Source organism: Myxococcus sp. CA033 (genome assembly GCF_013336625.1).
Classification (GTDB): Bacteria; Myxococcota; Myxococcia; order Myxococcales; family Myxococcaceae; genus Myxococcus; species Myxococcus llanfairpwllgwyngyllgogerychwyrndrobwllllantysiliogogogochensis.
Window position 1 is genome coordinate 149,355 of sequence record NZ_JABUMU010000028.1, and the last position, 16,281, is coordinate 165,635.

General features: G+C 67.5%; 7 protein-coding genes. 3 read left to right on the forward strand and 4 right to left on the reverse strand.

What is annotated here, in order from left to right; genetic code table 11:
• The first annotated feature begins 161 nt into the window (after positions 1–161).
• On the forward strand, positions 162–3,968 hold the full coding sequence (locus HUA78_RS39665; RefSeq protein WP_174478583.1) for an Ig-like domain-containing protein: 3,807 nt from the start codon (positions 162–164) through the stop codon (positions 3,966–3,968).
• A gap of 455 nt (positions 3,969–4,423) precedes the next feature.
• Here HUA78_RS39665 and HUA78_RS39670 read toward each other — a convergent pair whose 3' ends face one another.
• Together HUA78_RS39670 and HUA78_RS39675 are read right to left on the reverse strand one after the other, a co-directional pair.
• Complete coding sequence (locus tag HUA78_RS39670) at positions 4,424–5,899, reverse strand: hypothetical protein (protein ID WP_174478584.1); 1,476 nt, start codon at positions 5,897–5,899, stop codon at positions 4,424–4,426.
• A gap of 272 nt (positions 5,900–6,171) precedes the next feature.
• Positions 6,172–7,815 (reverse strand): hypothetical protein, encoded by a 1,644-nt coding sequence (locus tag HUA78_RS39675; protein ID WP_254624153.1) that lies wholly within the window; start codon positions 7,813–7,815, stop codon positions 6,172–6,174.
• A 462-nt stretch (positions 7,816–8,277) separates the two neighbouring features.
• Between HUA78_RS39675 and HUA78_RS39680 the strand changes: the two genes are divergently transcribed.
• On the forward strand, positions 8,278–10,293 hold the full coding sequence (locus HUA78_RS39680; RefSeq protein ID WP_371745774.1) for a PQQ-dependent sugar dehydrogenase: 2,016 nt from the start codon (positions 8,278–8,280) through the stop codon (positions 10,291–10,293).
• Between the two features lie 176 nt (positions 10,294–10,469).
• On the opposite strand, the gene HUA78_RS39685 is transcribed toward HUA78_RS39680, so the two are convergent.
• Positions 10,470–11,351, reverse strand: a complete 882-nt coding sequence (locus HUA78_RS39685) for an SMI1/KNR4 family protein (protein ID WP_174465094.1) — start codon at positions 11,349–11,351, stop codon at positions 10,470–10,472.
• Between the two features lie 108 nt (positions 11,352–11,459).
• Positions 11,460–12,482: a hypothetical protein gene (locus HUA78_RS39690; protein ID WP_174455766.1), complete on the reverse strand. Its 1,023-nt coding sequence runs from the start codon at positions 12,480–12,482 to the stop codon at positions 11,460–11,462.
• Between the two features lie 289 nt (positions 12,483–12,771).
• Between HUA78_RS39690 and HUA78_RS39695 the strand changes: the two genes are divergently transcribed.
• Positions 12,772–15,942, forward strand: coding sequence for a S8 family peptidase (locus HUA78_RS39695; RefSeq protein ID WP_174478585.1), 3,171 nt, complete (start codon positions 12,772–12,774; stop codon positions 15,940–15,942).
• Positions 15,943–16,281: the final 339 nt, after the last annotated feature.

The following is a 16,281-nucleotide window of genomic DNA, read 5'->3' on the forward strand; positions in this document are numbered from 1 at the left end:
GGCCCCCGAGGCGTCGAGCGGTCGCAATTGAACGGGAGTTCGTGCGACCTCACGCATTCCCTACGTTCTTACTGATGCAGCTTGATTGCGAATGAGGGGGGCGACCTGTTCGCCTCTCGCCGCGCCATGCCCGCCCCCCAATGACCTTCGATACCACTTGGATGAGATGCGCCCTCGCCGTCCTTGGCCTCTGGGCATTCACCCCCGGCTGCAAGAACGCCGCGCCCGGCGACGAGGACCCTCCCATCTCCATGGACGGAGAGCCCGACGCGGGTGGCTCCGATGGAGGCGTGAACCCCGATGGAGGGCCCGTCGATGGCGGCCCCCAGACCTCGGACGGCGTGGGCTTCATCGACTACACGCTCCCCTCGGCGGACATGGAAGCCGTGCCCCTGAACGCGCGCGTCATCGTGGCCTTCACGGAAGTGCTCGAGGCCACTTCGGTGAGCGCCACCAGTCTCACGCTGTCGGAGAACGGCGTGGCGCTGGAGGGCGCCGTGAGTCATGACGCCGCCACCCGCACCCTGAGCTTCGTCCCGGCGCGGCCGTTCACCGCCGACTCGCTGGTGACAGTCGCGGTCTCCACCGGGCTGCGCACCGTGACGGGTAGGTCCCTGCCCGCGCCCCACGTCTTCGTCTTCTCCGTGGGGAAAGAGAGGGACACGACGCCACCGACCGTACTGACGACGCTGCCTTTGGACAACGCCGCGGGCGTGGCGCCGACGCGTCCCGTGTACGTCATCACCTTCCGCGAACCGATGGACCCCCGGTCGCTCACGGCCGAGTCGCTCCGGTTCGAACAGGTGCTGGGAGCCAATCCCGCCGCCCCTCTCTCCGGTGTCATCTCCTACGAGCCTCGGACCCAATCGGTGTACTTCCGCACGAGCCCCGCTCCCGCTCCCGGAGCCCGTGTCACGGGCGCGCTGTCCACCCAGGCGAAGGACCTCGCGGGCAACGCGCTCGTCGCGGCGTACTCGTTCTCATTCGCGGTGACAGCATCAAGGGACACCTCGCCCCCGCGCGTGCTGGGCACCTTGCCCGTCTCGCAGACCGTGGGTGTCGCGGTGCGGTACGCCCCTTTCACCGTGAGCTTCGATGAGCCGCTTCGGCCCGAGTCCGTGACGACGGACGCCGTCTACCTGGAGGAGCTGAACGAAGCGGGGACCCAGGCGGTGCGGCGTATCGCGGGCACCGTGCGGTATGACGACGCGAGACTCCAGGCCGCCTTCTCTCCGAGCGCGCCCTTGAAGTACCAGACCCGCTACCGGGGTCGGGCTCACGCCGTGGAGGACCTCGCCGGAAACTCACTGGGGGTGTTCAATGACTTCGACTTCATCACGGAGCTGCCGCCCGCGCCTCCGATGGTCCGTGGCGCAGTGCCTGCTCCGGACATGCGCTTCGTCTCACTCGGAGGCCCGCTCCGCGTGAGCTTCGACCGCCCCCTGGACCCGGCCACCGTCAACGCGGCGAACTTTGGCGTCGCGGGTGTCACCGGGCTCGTCAACTACGAGGCCTCCACGAATACGGTGGTGTTCCGACCCGTGCCACCCTTCGCGCCGGCCACGGACTACACGGTGACGGTGAGGGACGTGCGCACTCCGCAGGGCGCCAGCCTCGCTTCGCCCTTCACGTACGCCCTCCGCACGGTGGCTTCGAGGACGAAGGTGAGCGCGGACCTCCCTGGACAGCCCGCCCTGCCAGCGTTCGCCACCGGCCCGCTGGGAACACTGGCCGTCTGGAGCGTGGACACCGGCACGAGCATCCAGGTCCGTGCGGCTTTTGATACCGGCGCGGGCTTCGCGGACTCCACCGTCCTTGGCGAGGCAGGCGCGAACACACTGCCGCCAGAGGTGTCCTCGTGGGGCAATCGCTTCATCGTCAGCTGGTCGGACGCGTGGGCCCTGGGCAAACGCGTCATGCTCTTCGACGGGACGTCGTTCACCTCCGTGACACCCAACGTCAGCGGTGACCTGTTCGGCCTGGGCAACAACCTCTACGTCCTCAACGGGAAGACCTTCAGGGTCCTCAATGGCACCCAGTGGACCGAGGTCCACACGAGCCCGAACCTCGGCTCCCCCATCCTCTCCCTCCTCCAGAATGGAGACTCCATCCTGGTGAGCTCCGGGTGGGGCACGAGCCCCGAGGTCGCGGTCGTCTTCGACGGCGCGCGGTGGTCGGAGTCCTCCGTCATCTCCAACGTGGATGCACAGTACATCCGCGTGGGGACGCGCTTCGGCCGGGCGTGGGTGTCCAGCCGAGGCACGGAGTTCGCGCTCTTCAACGCCGACACCCACCAGTGGAGCGCCCCCGAACTCATCTCCTCCACGCAGGCGAGCAGTGTGCGCATCGCCTCGGATGGAAATACCATCACCGCCGTCTTCGGTGCCTCGTCGGGGCTCTTCGGGGCCGACCGCGTGAACGGAACCTGGCAGCCCGCGGTGTTGCTGGAGAGCACTCCAGTCCGGGAGCTCTGGGCGCTCGTCCAGCACCATGGCAACTCCGTCGCGTTGTGGAGCAGCACCGCCACGCAGCTTCACGCCGCGGCGCAGACAGGTGGCTCCTGGGCGTCCGCCGCGAAGGGAGTGGTGACGACCGGCGCGAACCGCGTGCGCGACGTCCGCGCCGCCGGTGACGACCTGCTGGTCCTCACCGAGAGGAACAACGTCGACAATTCCGCGTATGAAATCTGGGGCACCGCGCTCACGTCCCAGGGTTGGCGGCCGAGCGTCCGACTGCGCGACATGGAGAAGGCCGGCGCGAGGCTCGCCATGCAAGGCGCCCGCGTGGGTGCCGTCTTCGCGGCTCCGGGTCTGGTGGCCCTGCGCGCCTATCTGGGCAGCGGGCAGTGGGAGGAGAGTCACGCACTGGTGACTCCGGAGCTCGTGGGCAGCGTGCGCAACCCGTCGGTCCACTTCGCCGCCGACGGCCATGGCGCCGCCGCGTGGGAGCAGTTCGAGGCGGGGGCGTGGAGCATCCTCCTCGCCGAGTTCGACGGGACGGCCTGGCACGAGCCCGTGCGCGTGGCGCGAGGTGGCTCCAGGCCTCGCGTGGCCGTGGACGACAACCTGGCCGTCGTCGCGTACCTCCAGCCTGGAACCGCCGGCAATGTGGAGGCATGGAGGGTGACGCACGAGGCCGGCGTACCGGGGACGCCCCTCAAGCTGGACAGCGTGGCGGCCACCTACGCCAACGCGGACCTCGCCCTGGCCCATGGCCCCAGCGGCTTCATGGCCGTGTGGGGTGACCTCGAGATTCGCTCCGCCCAGAGCGTGGATGGACAGACATGGTCCGCGCCGGTGACCGCCATCCCGCGCGCGGTGTCCGGCGGGAGCGCGACCCGCCTGCGACTCGTGGTGGCGGGCACCTCCTACGCCATATCGGTCCAGCGTGGCGGGAGTTCGTTGAGCGCGAGCGTCCACGCAGGGGGCGCCTGGCAGACACGGGCCGATGCGACCGCGTCGAACACGGCGCCTGACTTCGCCGCCGACGCGAGCACCGTCATGCTGCTGACCGGCTTCGAGAACGAGTTCCGGTACCTCGTCCACAACGGCACCGCCTGGTCTGCGCAGCGCACCCTCTCCTCTCCCGCGGACGGCAAGGGACTGCTGGCCGCATCGCCCCAGGGACTGCGGCTCCACACGGGCATGAGCTGGTGGAAGTGGAGCGGGTCGGAGTGGGTGAAGGAGGCGACCCAGGTCAGCCGCCCTCACGCCACGGGCTCCTTGCGGTGCGACACGAAGGGCTGTGGACTGGCGACAGGACCTGTCTTCGGGACGCCGGTGAACCTGGCGCTGTCCTACGCGCCGGGCACGAGCGCCTTCCAGCAGGGCGCCTCGCCCCACGAGCCGTCCCAGCCCGTCATCGACGGCAGCGTGAGCTGGGACTTCGCGGCGGGCTCCTACCGAGCCACCTGGCTCCAGCCCGCGCAGCAGGGTGTGCACGCGCTCCACGCCAGCACGGGCCTCTAGATTCTTCCAACCTCCACGAGGATGCGCCGGAGCTGCGCGCGCCGCGTGCCCATGCGCCTCGGCGTTCAGCGGCTCCAGCAGACATTGATGGCGGGACTCCCACAATAGGTGTTCGCGACACTCTGGCACTGTTCATAGGGGACCCCTTCACCCATGCACATCCAGGGGAACCCCGGGGTGCAGATGAAGCAGCAGCGGCGCCCACCCGCCTCCCAGCCCTCACATAGGGAGGAGTCCACCGTTCCCACGTCCGCGTCCTGGGGAGCTTCACGGGGGGGCCTTTCGGAGTGTGCCGGAACAGGACTGGCGCCGGCCAATGAAAGCCGAGCCCTCCGGGTTTGACCATCCCTGGCAGTGGCGCTCGGGCAAGGCCATCTCGAGCGGAGGGAGACAGACCGCGAGGAGGTCCGAGAGCTGATGGATGACCGCGGTGATGGGTTCGGCTCGAACTCCTCTCAGTCGACACGCGAGTAGAGGGAGGCGGCGCCCCTCAACCGTTCCATGGCTTTGGCATCGAGCTTTCGCTGGCAGCGAAGGTGAAGGCCCCGGTCACTGAACCTCACCGCCGCGCGAAGGACTGTCACGAGCGATTCAACGTGCCGCTCACTCACCAGCGTCGCCTGGACAGGCACTTCCGCGCCGAGGTCCACCGAGAGTTTCCAGGCTCCAGCCAGGGCGGCATCGAAGCGTTGCAGCCTGGGCGCCAGGGAAGAATCGGCACAGAGGACCACCGTGCCCGGCTCAGCCCTGGGGAACTCCAGCCAGGACAGGTGCGGCAGGGCGGCCAGTGCCTCGAACAGCCCAGGCCCGCGTGCGCCCGTCACCTCCAGGCGCCGCACCGGCAACGCGTGGGCGCCCAGCTCACGCGCCAGAGCCTCCGAAACGTTCCTCAACCGTGTCACGCCGCGCAGGTGCGGATGGGCAAGCCACCGGCTCCAATGCACGGCGGGGCCAGTCCAGTCGGCAATGCCGTTCCAGTCGATTTCCTCCACCGTGCCCCAGGCCGGTCCTGGCGCGGGCGCTCCCTCCATGACGTTGGATTCCATCATCCGGACCGCCACCGGAAAGCCTCGTGCGAAGCGTGCATACCCTCGCTCGATGACGGCCCCCAGCGGGGCCTCCCACTTCTCCCTGTTCGCCACCAGCAACTGAGTGATGCGGTCCTCGTCGGGCACCTCGGCGCATTGGAGCACGATGAATTCACCCAACGGGTCGCCCAGTTCGAGCAGTTGGTCGGCCAGCACTCTGCGCGAGGAGTCATCCTCCGGCACGGCATGGATGCGAGCGAGCAGCACATCCCGGGTGGAGGAGATCCGTTGCTCCACGGCCGTGCGCGCGTCGATGGCCTCCCTCAACGCCTCACACCGCGCCTGGGTCTCCTCGTCGAGAATGGGAGGGACCCAGCCAGTCCCCAGACGGATGACGATGTCGAGCTTCTCCGCCACGAAGAACAGCTCGGCGGGGAGTCTCACTCTCAGCGCATGAAGGACGTTCACGTCGTAGGGCGGCCCCACGTGCATGAACAGGCCGCACAGCTCGTCCAGGACCTGAGAGTGCTTGGCCACCGGCATGAGCGCGATGGCGAGCAGCGGTTGAATGAGCCGGGGGTCCGCGGCCCGCTCTCGAAACTTCGGGATCTGCCGCGCGGTCTCTTGCCCATGACCCTGCCGCGCATGCGCCAGGAGCGGCATCAGCTCCCTCGGTAGGTCCATCAGATGCCTCGGATCCCGCTTCTGCCACCAAGAGGCGTTGACGTCGAGCGGAGTGAGGCCGACCACGAGGCGGTCCGAGAGCTGCTGCGCGAGCGCGATGATGGGCTCCGCGCGGGCCTCAGCCCAGGCCTCCAACAGCCTCTGGAGCGCCTCCTCCTCCTCGTGCCGCTCGAAGGACTCCGTCGCGCGAGCCAGGAGCTCGTTCAGAATGTGGCTCACTTCGCCAGCATAGCCCTTTGCGCAGCGCCCAGTCGTCGAGGCCCAGGACTCGAGCGGGGCTGGCAGGAAGCAATGGGGCGCGGCGCCTCAGCCACAGGAGGGGAGCGAGACTGGTGGGCGTGGCCAGGGGCTTGAGCAGCCGGGCCCCGGCTTCTGCTCCCGCTGTGATTGCAACGGAGCACCCCTCGGTGGCCAGCCGGCGTGGCCGGTGCGCCTGCGCGGACAGCAGGCGCACCGGCCGCTCCGTGAACGTGCGGCGGGGAGCGCGAGCGTTACGGAAGTGGCGGAAGCGCGATGCGCAGCTTGACCCACTCGTACTCCTTGACGGTCTTTCCAGCCACCTGGACGTTCTTGCTCTTGGAGCCGACCACGGAGAGCTTGAGGGGACTTTCAAACACCGCGTGCACATTGGTGTTCGTGGCGATGAAGCGCGCCAGCGTCAACGTCCCCATGACCATGACAGTCGGGCAGTCCGCCCTCAGCTTGCACGTGGGAGCACGATACACAATCACCGTGCCGCCCTCGATATCGTTCGCGCTGTTGAGGCGCGCCTTCGGTACGACGATGAACAGCCGATTCTTGCCGTCGGGAGTCTCCCAGACCGCGCCCAGCTTGTGGTCGATGGGGCTGTCGGGCTTGTTGGCGTTTACGTCCACGGGCCGGAGGATGACCTCGGTGAAGCGATCGCGCTCGAGGACCGCATTGACCTGGGTGAGCTCCGCCTTCTTCGTCCATCCCAGCCAGTGGAGCTGCGGGAGGTTGTAGTTATCCGACGGGAATCTGCCCATGAACGTGCTCGCGTCGCGGTACTCGATGGGCTTGTTGGTAGAAGGATCTCGCGCGTTGCCGTGCGCGAGGCCGAGGATGTGCCCGGTCTCGTGGACGTAGGTCCGGAACAGGTTGTCATTGAGGTAGATGTTGCCCCCGGTGGCGTGCGAGATGGAGCAGAGCCCGGTGGGCAGCACATACACGGTCATGAACGCGGTCGCGCTGATCTGGGCGACGGCCTGTTCCTTCGCCTTCCCGCAGTTGCTGCTCGTCACCTGCACGGTCTGCGTGCCGATGATATTCCGGTGCACCTGATTGCGAGACGCGACCACGAAGAAGTCGTACATATTGTGGACGTTGGCCATGATGGAACTCATCGAAGGCGTGGTCTTGCCCGCGAGCGCGACGCGAACGACATTGACCCTGTGCGCACTGTTCACGACGCCCAATCTGGGATTGTAGTTCCTGACGCACTCCGACTCCCCGACGGCGCAGGTGTAGTTGTAATCCGATGACGGCACCTCGGCGTCCGCGATCCGGAACGACTGCACGTTGCCGTCCGCGCTCGCGCCCGACTCGAACGAGGTATCACAGAGGCTCGCGTCGGATTGAACGGTGACCGAGTCCCCGGTGCAGCCCGTGCCGGCATGGAGCGTCACGGCCTTGCCGGACGCCACGTTGACGTAGGAGGCGCCAGCGGCTGGCTCCAGCATATAGCAGCCATTGGCCTCGGCCCCCTGAATCACCTGGGAATCACTGTGGCAGCTTTCGCGCAGGCGGACTTCCATCGAGCGAGGGGTGCTGAGGTACTCGCGCATCGTGGGCCAGTTGGCCGCCGTGCAGTTCCCAGACTGCACCTCCTCCAGGAAGTAGCCATCCTCGAGCGCCGGGTGATCGTAGGTCGCGCACGTCTCCCACAGCTCACTCCAGTGGTCCCAGTCGCAGGTCCCCGCGTTGACATACGTCTCGACACACGCGAGCGACACCATGAGTTCAGGCGAGGTGATGGCCTGTCGGGTGGACCCGACGGACGCCTCGGTGCCGGTGCCACCGGGCTGTTCGTGGGCGGGCTCCTCCCACTCTCCTGCATTGCATGCCGATACCAGAACTCCGAACAGCAGGACGCCTGTCATGGACAGCTTCTGCATACTTCTCCCTCTCGCGGCCCATGGCCGCATGGCGCTGCGCATCATTTGCAGTGGAATGGCTGTTACAATTCGACAGATGAGCCAGCCTGTCGGCTGTCCCATCGGCGCTGTCTTGCCTGCGGGTTTCGCGGCGGGCGTCACTCGCGCCTTAAATGGTCTTACTCGACATTCATGTAAAAATCGACAGACAGTGGAAAATTAATTTCGCGCCCTGACGAAAAGGTGCGAGCGGATTGCGGGAAGCGGATGAGAGGTGCGACAGAGCGCGAGGTATTGCGAGCCGCTGCTGCCGAGAGTTCAACATCCGAGGATGCAGTCACAAGAAGATTGCTTGAGCTCAACCCGGAATACCGGGAAGGAGGTGGCACACCCAGGAGCGTGTCAATGCATGTTGGTCGCCTTCGCCTCGCAGCTCACCGCGCCGTACTCGCCCTCCTCTTCGCCACTGCTATTGCCTGTGGAGTGAAGACGGAGAACGATCCCGAACTCTCAACGCAAACCGCCGCGGTCACCTCGGGCACCCGGCTCATCGGCGTGCAGTCCGGCCGCTGCCTCGATGTGTCCCAGAACAGCCAGACGTCGGGGCAAGGCCTCAACATCTACGACTGCCACGCACAAGCGAACCAGCGGTTCCTGTTCACGCCCGAGGGCGAGTTGCGCGTGTTCGACGGCGCCTGGTGCGTCCAGCCCGCGACCGCCAGCGCGGGGGGCCGAGCCGTCATCAGCGCCTGCACCGGGGCCGCCAACCAGCGATGGGTCCGAAACACCAGCGGCGCGGTGGTCCATACGGCGACCTCGCTGTGCCTCGATGTCTCCGGTCAGGCCACCGCCAACAGCTCCCCCGTGGTGGTCTGGAATTGCAACGGCCAGACGAACCAGCAGTGGTCGCTGCCTGTCGACACCCAGCCTCCCACCGTGCCCACGGGACTCACCCTGTCCAACGTGACGTGCAACTCGGCCACGCTCACGTGGTCGCCGTCCACGGACAACGAGGGCGTCGCCTTCTATGACGTCTACCACGACGGACAGCACATGAAGGCAGTCTCCGGCGCCGTGGTGTCCACCGGCCTCACGGTGGTCCCCGGGGCGACGTGGGGCCTGTATGTGAATGCGCGGGATGCGGCCGGCAACGTCTCTCAGGGCAGCGCCACGCTCACCATCACCCCGCCGCAATGCCAGGTGGATACCCAGGCCCCCAGCATTCCCACAGGCGTCACCGCCACCGCCCTGGGCACCAGCGTGACGGTGAGCTGGACGGCGTCGACCGACAACGTGGGCGTGAGCGCGTACGACGTGTTCCGAGGGGGCGTGAAGATTGGAACGGTGTCCGGCTCGCCGCCCGGGACGACCTTCGTCGACAGCGGACTCTCCCCGAACACGACCTACGCCTACGCCGTGCTCGCCCGTGACGCCCAGGCCAATGCGTCCGCCCAGAGCTCGGCCGCGACGGTCACCACCGGCCAGGCCTGCACGAACGACGTCTGCTCCGTCTCCCAGGTCGCCACCGACACGGACATCCCGTGGGGACTGGTGAACCTGCCGGATGGCTCGGTGCTCTACGGCCGCAGGGACGCGCAGAACATCGTCCGCCTGGACCCGGCGACGGGCCAGAAGACGTCGGTGGGAGTCGTCCCCAACGTGCAGAGCACCGACGGCGAGGGCGGGCTGATGGGGTTGGCCCTCTCCCCCACCTTCGCCACCGACAGCTGGCTGTACGTGATGCACACCTCCCCCACCGACAACCGCATCGTGCGCCTCAAGTATGAGAACGGCGCCCTCAACACCTCCTCGCTCCAGGTGCTGCTCTCGGGTATCGGCCGCAACAAGTTCCACAACGGCGGGCGCCTGCGCTTTGGCCCGGACGGGAAGCTCTACGCGTCGACGGGGGATGCCCAGAACGGCGCCTATGCACAGGACCTCAACAACCTGGCTGGCAAGGTGCTGCGGCTCAATGCCGACGGCACGCGCCCGTCCGACAACCCCTTTGGCAACTTCGTGTGGAGCTACGGCCACCGCAACCCGCAGGGGCTGGCCTTCGACTCCCAGGGGCGCCTGTGGGAGCAGGAGTTCGGCAACTCGGTGATGGATGAGACGAACCTCATCCAACGGGGTGGGAACTACGGCTGGCCGAACTGCGAAGGGACGGTGTCCCAGGGAGGCTCGGGCTGCGCGACGGCCGGGTACATCGCCCCGAAGCGGACCTACTCCACGGCGGAAGGCTCGTGCTCTGGCATCGCGGTGGTCCGCGACGTCCTCTACGTGGCCTGCGCCCGCGGCTCACGCCTCTACCGAGAGGTCATCAGCGGCACCGAGCTGACCAACGTGCAGCAGTTCTTCGTCGGTACCTACGGCCGGCTGCGCACCGTCGAGCCGACGCCCGACGGCAACCTCTGGATGACCACGACCAACCAGGGCGACAAGGACAGCATCCCCGACAACAGCAACGAGAAGATCTTCCGCGTCGTTCTCGGGCAGTAGGGAGCGCTCAATGCCCCCGGGGCCCTTGTGGCGCCGGGGGCAGGCCTCGCCTCGCTCCGAGAGGCGGGCTCCGCGCACGCAGTTCCAGGCAGAGCGGGCGGCTTGTATCAACACCCCGAGCGACTCGACGACGAGGCGCCCTTGAATGGGCGCCTGCGTGCCGACTTCGCTTTCGCCTACTTCTTCTTTTTGATGAAGAACCTGTGCTCCGACCACCAGTCGAAGTGGCCTCGGCTCCGCGAGAAGTAGATGCCGCGTCCGGCATCGAGCACCTTTTCCCAGACGCTGCCGCCGTCCTTCTTCTTGAGCACGCCCGTCGGCTTGCCGAGGAACTTCTTCGCGGTGAAGTCGTTCACACCCTGAGGCAGCTTGAAGGCGAGCGGGCCGTCATACTTCTCGCCGAGGTGCACTTCGGAAATCACGCCATTGCGGCCGATGTGGACCGTGATGCCACGCTTCTTGTCCCTGAGCGCGCCTCCGGCCTTCAGGGGCCTGGTCGGCAGCTTCAGCTTCTTGAGCTCCGCCGAGAGCTTCGGGTCAGTCACGGGCCGTCCGAGCAGGGCCACCAGCCCTCGCGGAAGGGGGGCCAGCTTCTTCACGCCCTCGCTCTCCACCGGAGCGGGCGCGGCGTCACGCTGGTACGCCTTCACGTTGAACTTCGCGGGCTTCGGCGCCTTGACCTTCTCCTTCGCGAGCCACTCACGCAGCGCCTCGCGCTCATCGCCCTCATCCAGGTCATCCAAGCGCGTCTTGCCCGCGCCGAGCGCCAGCAGGAACGCCTCGAGGCTGGGAGCGACGACCTTCAGCACGTCCGACTCCGAGTCGAACAGCACGACCGGCCGCGGCGTCACGGTCGAGACGAGCGCGAGCAACGAGCCCTCTGGCAGCGACAGGAAGCACCACGCGTCGCTCAGCTCCCCAGGCACCTCCGAGGTCATGAGTTCGAACGAGCCGAAGTTTCCATACTTCTGCGTCGCGACCCACTTGGCGAAACGCGCGAGCAACGGAGGAACAGTCAGCCCCTTGGGCGGCTTCAGCCTGGCGAAGTATTTGCTCATGGGGCGCGCACCCTACCCCATCGTTCAAGGGATGCCACGGCGCCCGGAAATGGATTCCAGGCGCGCATCGACTCCGCCCCAACAGCGCTGACGCAGGGGCGCGCGCGGCTACTTCTGGTGGATGCGGATGAAGTTGAGCTTGTTGTTGGCGGCTCCCGGCGCGCTGCGCACGGTGAGCCGGCCGTCGGACACCGCGACCACGCCAGAGCCGTTGGTGAAGCCGTAACCCGTCGGCACACCGCTCAGCAGCACCGAGTCCTCCACCTGGATGCGGTATGAGCCGTTCTTGGTGCTCGGGTCTCCCGCCAGGAGGTCAATCGCGTAGACGCCGTTCGGCACGGCGATCTCCCAGACCCGGTCGCCCCCCTGCTGCATGCGCGCGTGACGCTGCGCCAGGATGTCGATGTCGTAGCCCGCGTCCACCATGTTGGCCGTGTTGTCCACGTTCCACCCATAGCTGAAGCCGTACGCCCGGCCCCCGTACACCTGGCCGTAGTCGGTGAGCATCGCGTAGATCTCCACGGGCGAGGCCGAGGCCGGCTGGAAGTTGATGTCCACTCCGAACTTCCGCGTCACCTCCACGAAGGCCAGCTTGTTGTTCACCGCGGCGCTGTCATTGCGAATAGTCAGCCGGCCGTCATTCACGTCGACCGTGGTCACCGCCTCCACGAAGCGCTTGTCCGTGGTGGGCGTGCCCTTCAGCACGTGGCCGTAGTATTCGACGCTGAAGATGTAGTCGCTGTCGAAGAAGCTCGGGTCCCCCGCCACCAGGCGGACCTGGTAGTAGCCGTTGGGGACCGCCAGCTCCCACGTGAAGTTGCCGCCGTTCTGCGTGCGGATGACGGTGTCGTAGGCCTGGGACGGCGTGTTCGCGTCATCGCGATCTCGCGTGTTGGCCGTGTTGTCCGCGCTCCACCCGTACGTGTGGCCATTGCCCCGGCTCCCGAACACCTGCCCCGAGTCCGCGACGAAGCCCGCGGGCACCGCCACGTTGGCGGGCTGGAAGTTCACCCGCAGCTCGAAGGGAACGAAGGGAGAGAACGGCACGGTCTGCGCCACGGCCGGAGCGCCGACCAACGCCAGTCCGCCCAGCGCCGCCAGCCGCACCGTCTTCGACAGCAGTGTCTTCATGATGTGGACCTCGGGGTGTGGGACCGCGCGACGGCGGACCCCGTGAAGGGCCCACCGCTAACATGCCCCTCCCGCATCACCGCAAGCCACACATCCACCACCCACTCCCCACGCTCGGCGGCGCGCAATTTTGCCGCGAGAATGGATGCGCGTTGAACACCGCTCGCCAGACTCATCCATGAGTGCCACGCGACACGCGACAACAACCCATGTTGCGCAATCGGGGCGGGCGCGGGGTCTACGGGAGAACCCGGGTCAGTCAGGCCTCGGCCCGTCCTTGGAGAACCCCATGCGCAGCTCTGCTCCGCACACGCCTTCGCGTGCCACGCTGCCCGTTCGACATCCCTCGGCGGCATGCCTGCTCGCGGCGGTCTTGATGGTCGGTTGCGAGTCCCCTCCCTCCGAGCCGCCGCCCCCGTCGCCGGAGTCCCGCCCCACGACCGAGGAGAGCCCCTACTTCGACGGAGAGCTCCTCGTCCGGTTCCGTGGCGGCGTGCAGGCACTTGCCACGAGCGGCGCTGACGTGGTGAAGGGCGCGAGCGTCCTCCACGCGTACCGCGGGGCTCCCGGGCTTCAGCACGTCCGGCTTCCGGTGGGATTGAGCGTCGAGCGCGCCCTGGAACAGTATCGCGCGGACCCTCGCGTCGAGTTCGCCGAGCCCAACTACCGCCTCGAGAAAAACGCGCAGCCGGACGACACACGGTTCCGCGAACAGTGGGGGTTGCACAACGTCGGGCAGACGCTCGGCGTCGTGGACGCGGATATCAATGCGCCGGAGGCGTGGGAACTCATCGAAGGGCGTGAGTTGGGTGTCGTCGCCGTCATCGACACGGGCGTGGACCTCACGCACCCGGACCTGGTCGACAACCTGTGGGTCAACCCCGGGGAGACCGCCGGCAACGGCATCGACGACGACAACAACGGCTACATCGACGACATCCACGGCATCGACGCGACGGACGCGGCGGGGGCCAGGCCGCCCAGGGACGACGATGGCCATGGCACACACGTGGCTGGAATCATCGCCGCGCGCGGTGGCAACGGACGCGGCGTCACGGGTGTGAGCCCCCGCACGAAGCTCATCGCCTGCAGGATTACGGACGCGAATGGAAACCTGTCGGGCGCGGCCGCCATCCGCTGCCTCGACTACGTCGCGGAGCTGAAGACGCGGACACGACACCCGGTGAACGTGGTCGCCACGAACAGTTCCTGGGGAGGGCGCCTCCCCTCGCAAGAGCTCGAACGAGCCATCGCGCGCAACCTGCCCGCGGGAATCCTCTTCGTGACCGCCGTGGGCAATACAGCCATGAGCCTCGACGAGAACTGGGGCTCCCAATATCCAGCGGAGTACTCGCTGCCGCACCTCATCCGGGTTGGTGCCTCGGACGCGTCGGACCGGCGTGCCTGGTTCTCCAACTTCGGTCCCCAGCGCGTGGACGTCTTCGCTCCCGGAGAAGCCATCCTGAGCACGGTGCCGGGAGGCGGGTATGCCGCCTACAGCGGGACCTCCATGGCGGCTCCCCACGTCGCCGGCCTCGTGGCGCTCCTGTCCGCGCAGGTGCCCGCGCGCGACTGGCGGACCTTGCGCAACCTGGTGCTCAGCGGAGGGCAGCAGGTGCCCGCCCTGCGGGACGTCAGCGTGACGGGCCGCCGCATCCGCGCCATCGGTACGGATGGAGTGGGCTCGATGAGCTGTGAGAACCAGACAGTGGCAAGGCGACTGGCGCCCCAGGGCGAGGTGTTCATCAGCGGCACGAGTTGGGGAGAGCCTGGTGATCGCGTCACCCTCTCCGCGCTGAACATCCGCTGTGGCGAGGCCGCGGGTCGCGTGACGGTGCTCATGAGCAGCCCCCCTGGCAGCATCGACCTCCTCGACGACGGCCTGGGCGCCGACCTGGTGGCCGGTGATGGCATCGCCACCGCGCACTGGTCCCCCCCGGAGACGGGCGCCGTCACCTTCACCTTCCCGGGAGAGGATGCGGTGACGGTTCATCCCAGGTTCCCTGCCCTCCCCTCCATCCACAAGGGGCGCGCATCCTGGAATCCCGCCCTGGGAGAGGTGGCCTTGTTCTCCATCGACTTCAGCGGACGTGGCTCTCCAGGGCCCTGGGAGGTCCAGTGGGATGTCGACTACAAAGGCCGCTTCGACGTCGATATCTCGACGGCGGCGCCAGGGACCTCCCACCCCGGCGAGGAGACGAACTCGTCCGTCCGGCTCGTTCCACAGGCCCCCGAGGCGACGGTTGCGGCCGTGAAGCTCATCGACTCCCTTGGGGTCGTCTCGCCCACCCTGCAGTTCTTGACGGACTACCAGAAGCCCTATCCCTCCGACGTGCGGGTCGACGCGAACATCCTGGTGCCCGAGACTTCTCATCCGTTCGAGCTGACCGTCTGGTTCCGGGCGAACGGCACCATCGGTCCCTGGGTCGTGCAATGGGACTTGTTCCATGACGGAGAGCGCTTCACTCCATACGCGGCGGACCTCGTCCTGAGCACCGCGGGAGGGGAGTGGCCCAAGGCCATCGGGCGACTCACGCGGGTGTTCTCCGCATCCCATGGGGGGCCCCACCGCTTCGCCGTGCGAGTCATGGACGCGAAAGGGAAGACCTCTCCCATCCAGACGTGGGGCGCTGTCGCGGTCTGCGGCCCTCCCTTCATCCAGGAGGTGGAGTGGGAGAGCGCGGGGCGCGTGGAGCCCGTCGACGCGAGGCTGACCGCCCGCGCCGTTCAGGCCTGCGAGCCCATCCTTCGCTACCGCTGGGACTTCGACGCGGACGGGAGCTTCGATGCGGAGAGCGAGAGCCCCTTCATCCGTCATGTGTATGCGGACAACGTCACCGGCCAGTCCTCGCAGCGGGGCATCGTGCGCGCGGAGACGGCGACGACCCACTTCGACCGGACCTTCGAGGTTCCCGTCGAGAACACAGCCCCTCTTGTCCTTCCCATCCCCGAGCAGGTCGTGACGACCCGGCAGCGAATGGAGTACCAGGTCCCCGCCCATGACGTGGCGGGTGACACGCTCCGGTTCACCCTGAGCGCGAACGCCCCCAGGTGGGTCCAGCTGAGCGACACCGGACGGCTCTCCTGGACGGCCTCGGAGTCGTGGGCTCGAGGGGAGAAGCAGCTCGGCTTCAGCGTCACCGTGACCGATGACGAAGGGCTGTCCGCGACCATCCCCGTCGTCCTGGTCCCCGCGTATCGGCCGGAACCGCCCCCCGCGCCCCCGGATGAGGGCGGGTGCTCCACCACGGTGGGCGCCTTCCCTGGGGGTCTCGTGCTGCTCGCGCTCCTGCCGTGGCTACAGCGCCGCGGCCCATCCCGGCGCCCGGGGCGAACACGGGAGAAGAAGAGGGAGCCCCCAGAGACCACCGCCCGCTGGACAGAGGGGCTCTGGTTCACGTTGTCGCGCTGCAGGGGGCTGACGAGCGTCCTGCCACCGCCACTCAGCGAGAGGATGTAGAGCTGCGCTCCCTGGGCCGGGTAGACCTTCGAGCCCAATCCGCCCAGGAGTCCCGGGGCCCTCGCGGCGTTCGCGTCCACCTTGGGGGCAGGATGCTTGTGGACCGACTCCTCGATGGGAAGGTTGTGCTCCGCTGTCAGTCGTCGCGGAGGGCCTTCATGAGAAAGCAGCGAAGAGGGAGTGGGTTCATTCCCACATTCAGTTCACTCCTGCTAGTACCTCGGCACAGAGGTTCTGACCGATTGGTTTTGAGCGACTCAGCGTAGGACGGGCAGAAGTTCCGGGGCCAGCAGCAGTTCAATGCTGCGGGCCTGTCCGGCGCTGCGCCGGATGAGCCCC

What these genes read in the sequence shown, in the direction of transcription:
- HUA78_RS39665 (WP_174478583.1), top strand. Translation starts at nt 162, where the DNA reads ATGAGATGCGCCCTCGCCGTCCTTGGCCTCTGGGCATTCACCCCCGGC.
- HUA78_RS39690 (WP_174455766.1), bottom strand. Translation starts at nt 12,482, where the DNA reads ATGAAGACACTGCTGTCGAAGACGGTGCGGCTGGCGGCGCTGGGCGGA.
- HUA78_RS39675 (WP_254624153.1), bottom strand. Translation starts at nt 7,815, where the DNA reads ATGCAGAAGCTGTCCATGACAGGCGTCCTGCTGTTCGGAGTTCTGGTA.
- HUA78_RS39695 (WP_174478585.1), top strand. Translation starts at nt 12,772, where the DNA reads ATGCGCAGCTCTGCTCCGCACACGCCTTCGCGTGCCACGCTGCCCGTT.
- HUA78_RS39685 (WP_174465094.1), bottom strand. Translation starts at nt 11,351, where the DNA reads ATGAGCAAATACTTCGCCAGGCTGAAGCCGCCCAAGGGGCTGACTGTT.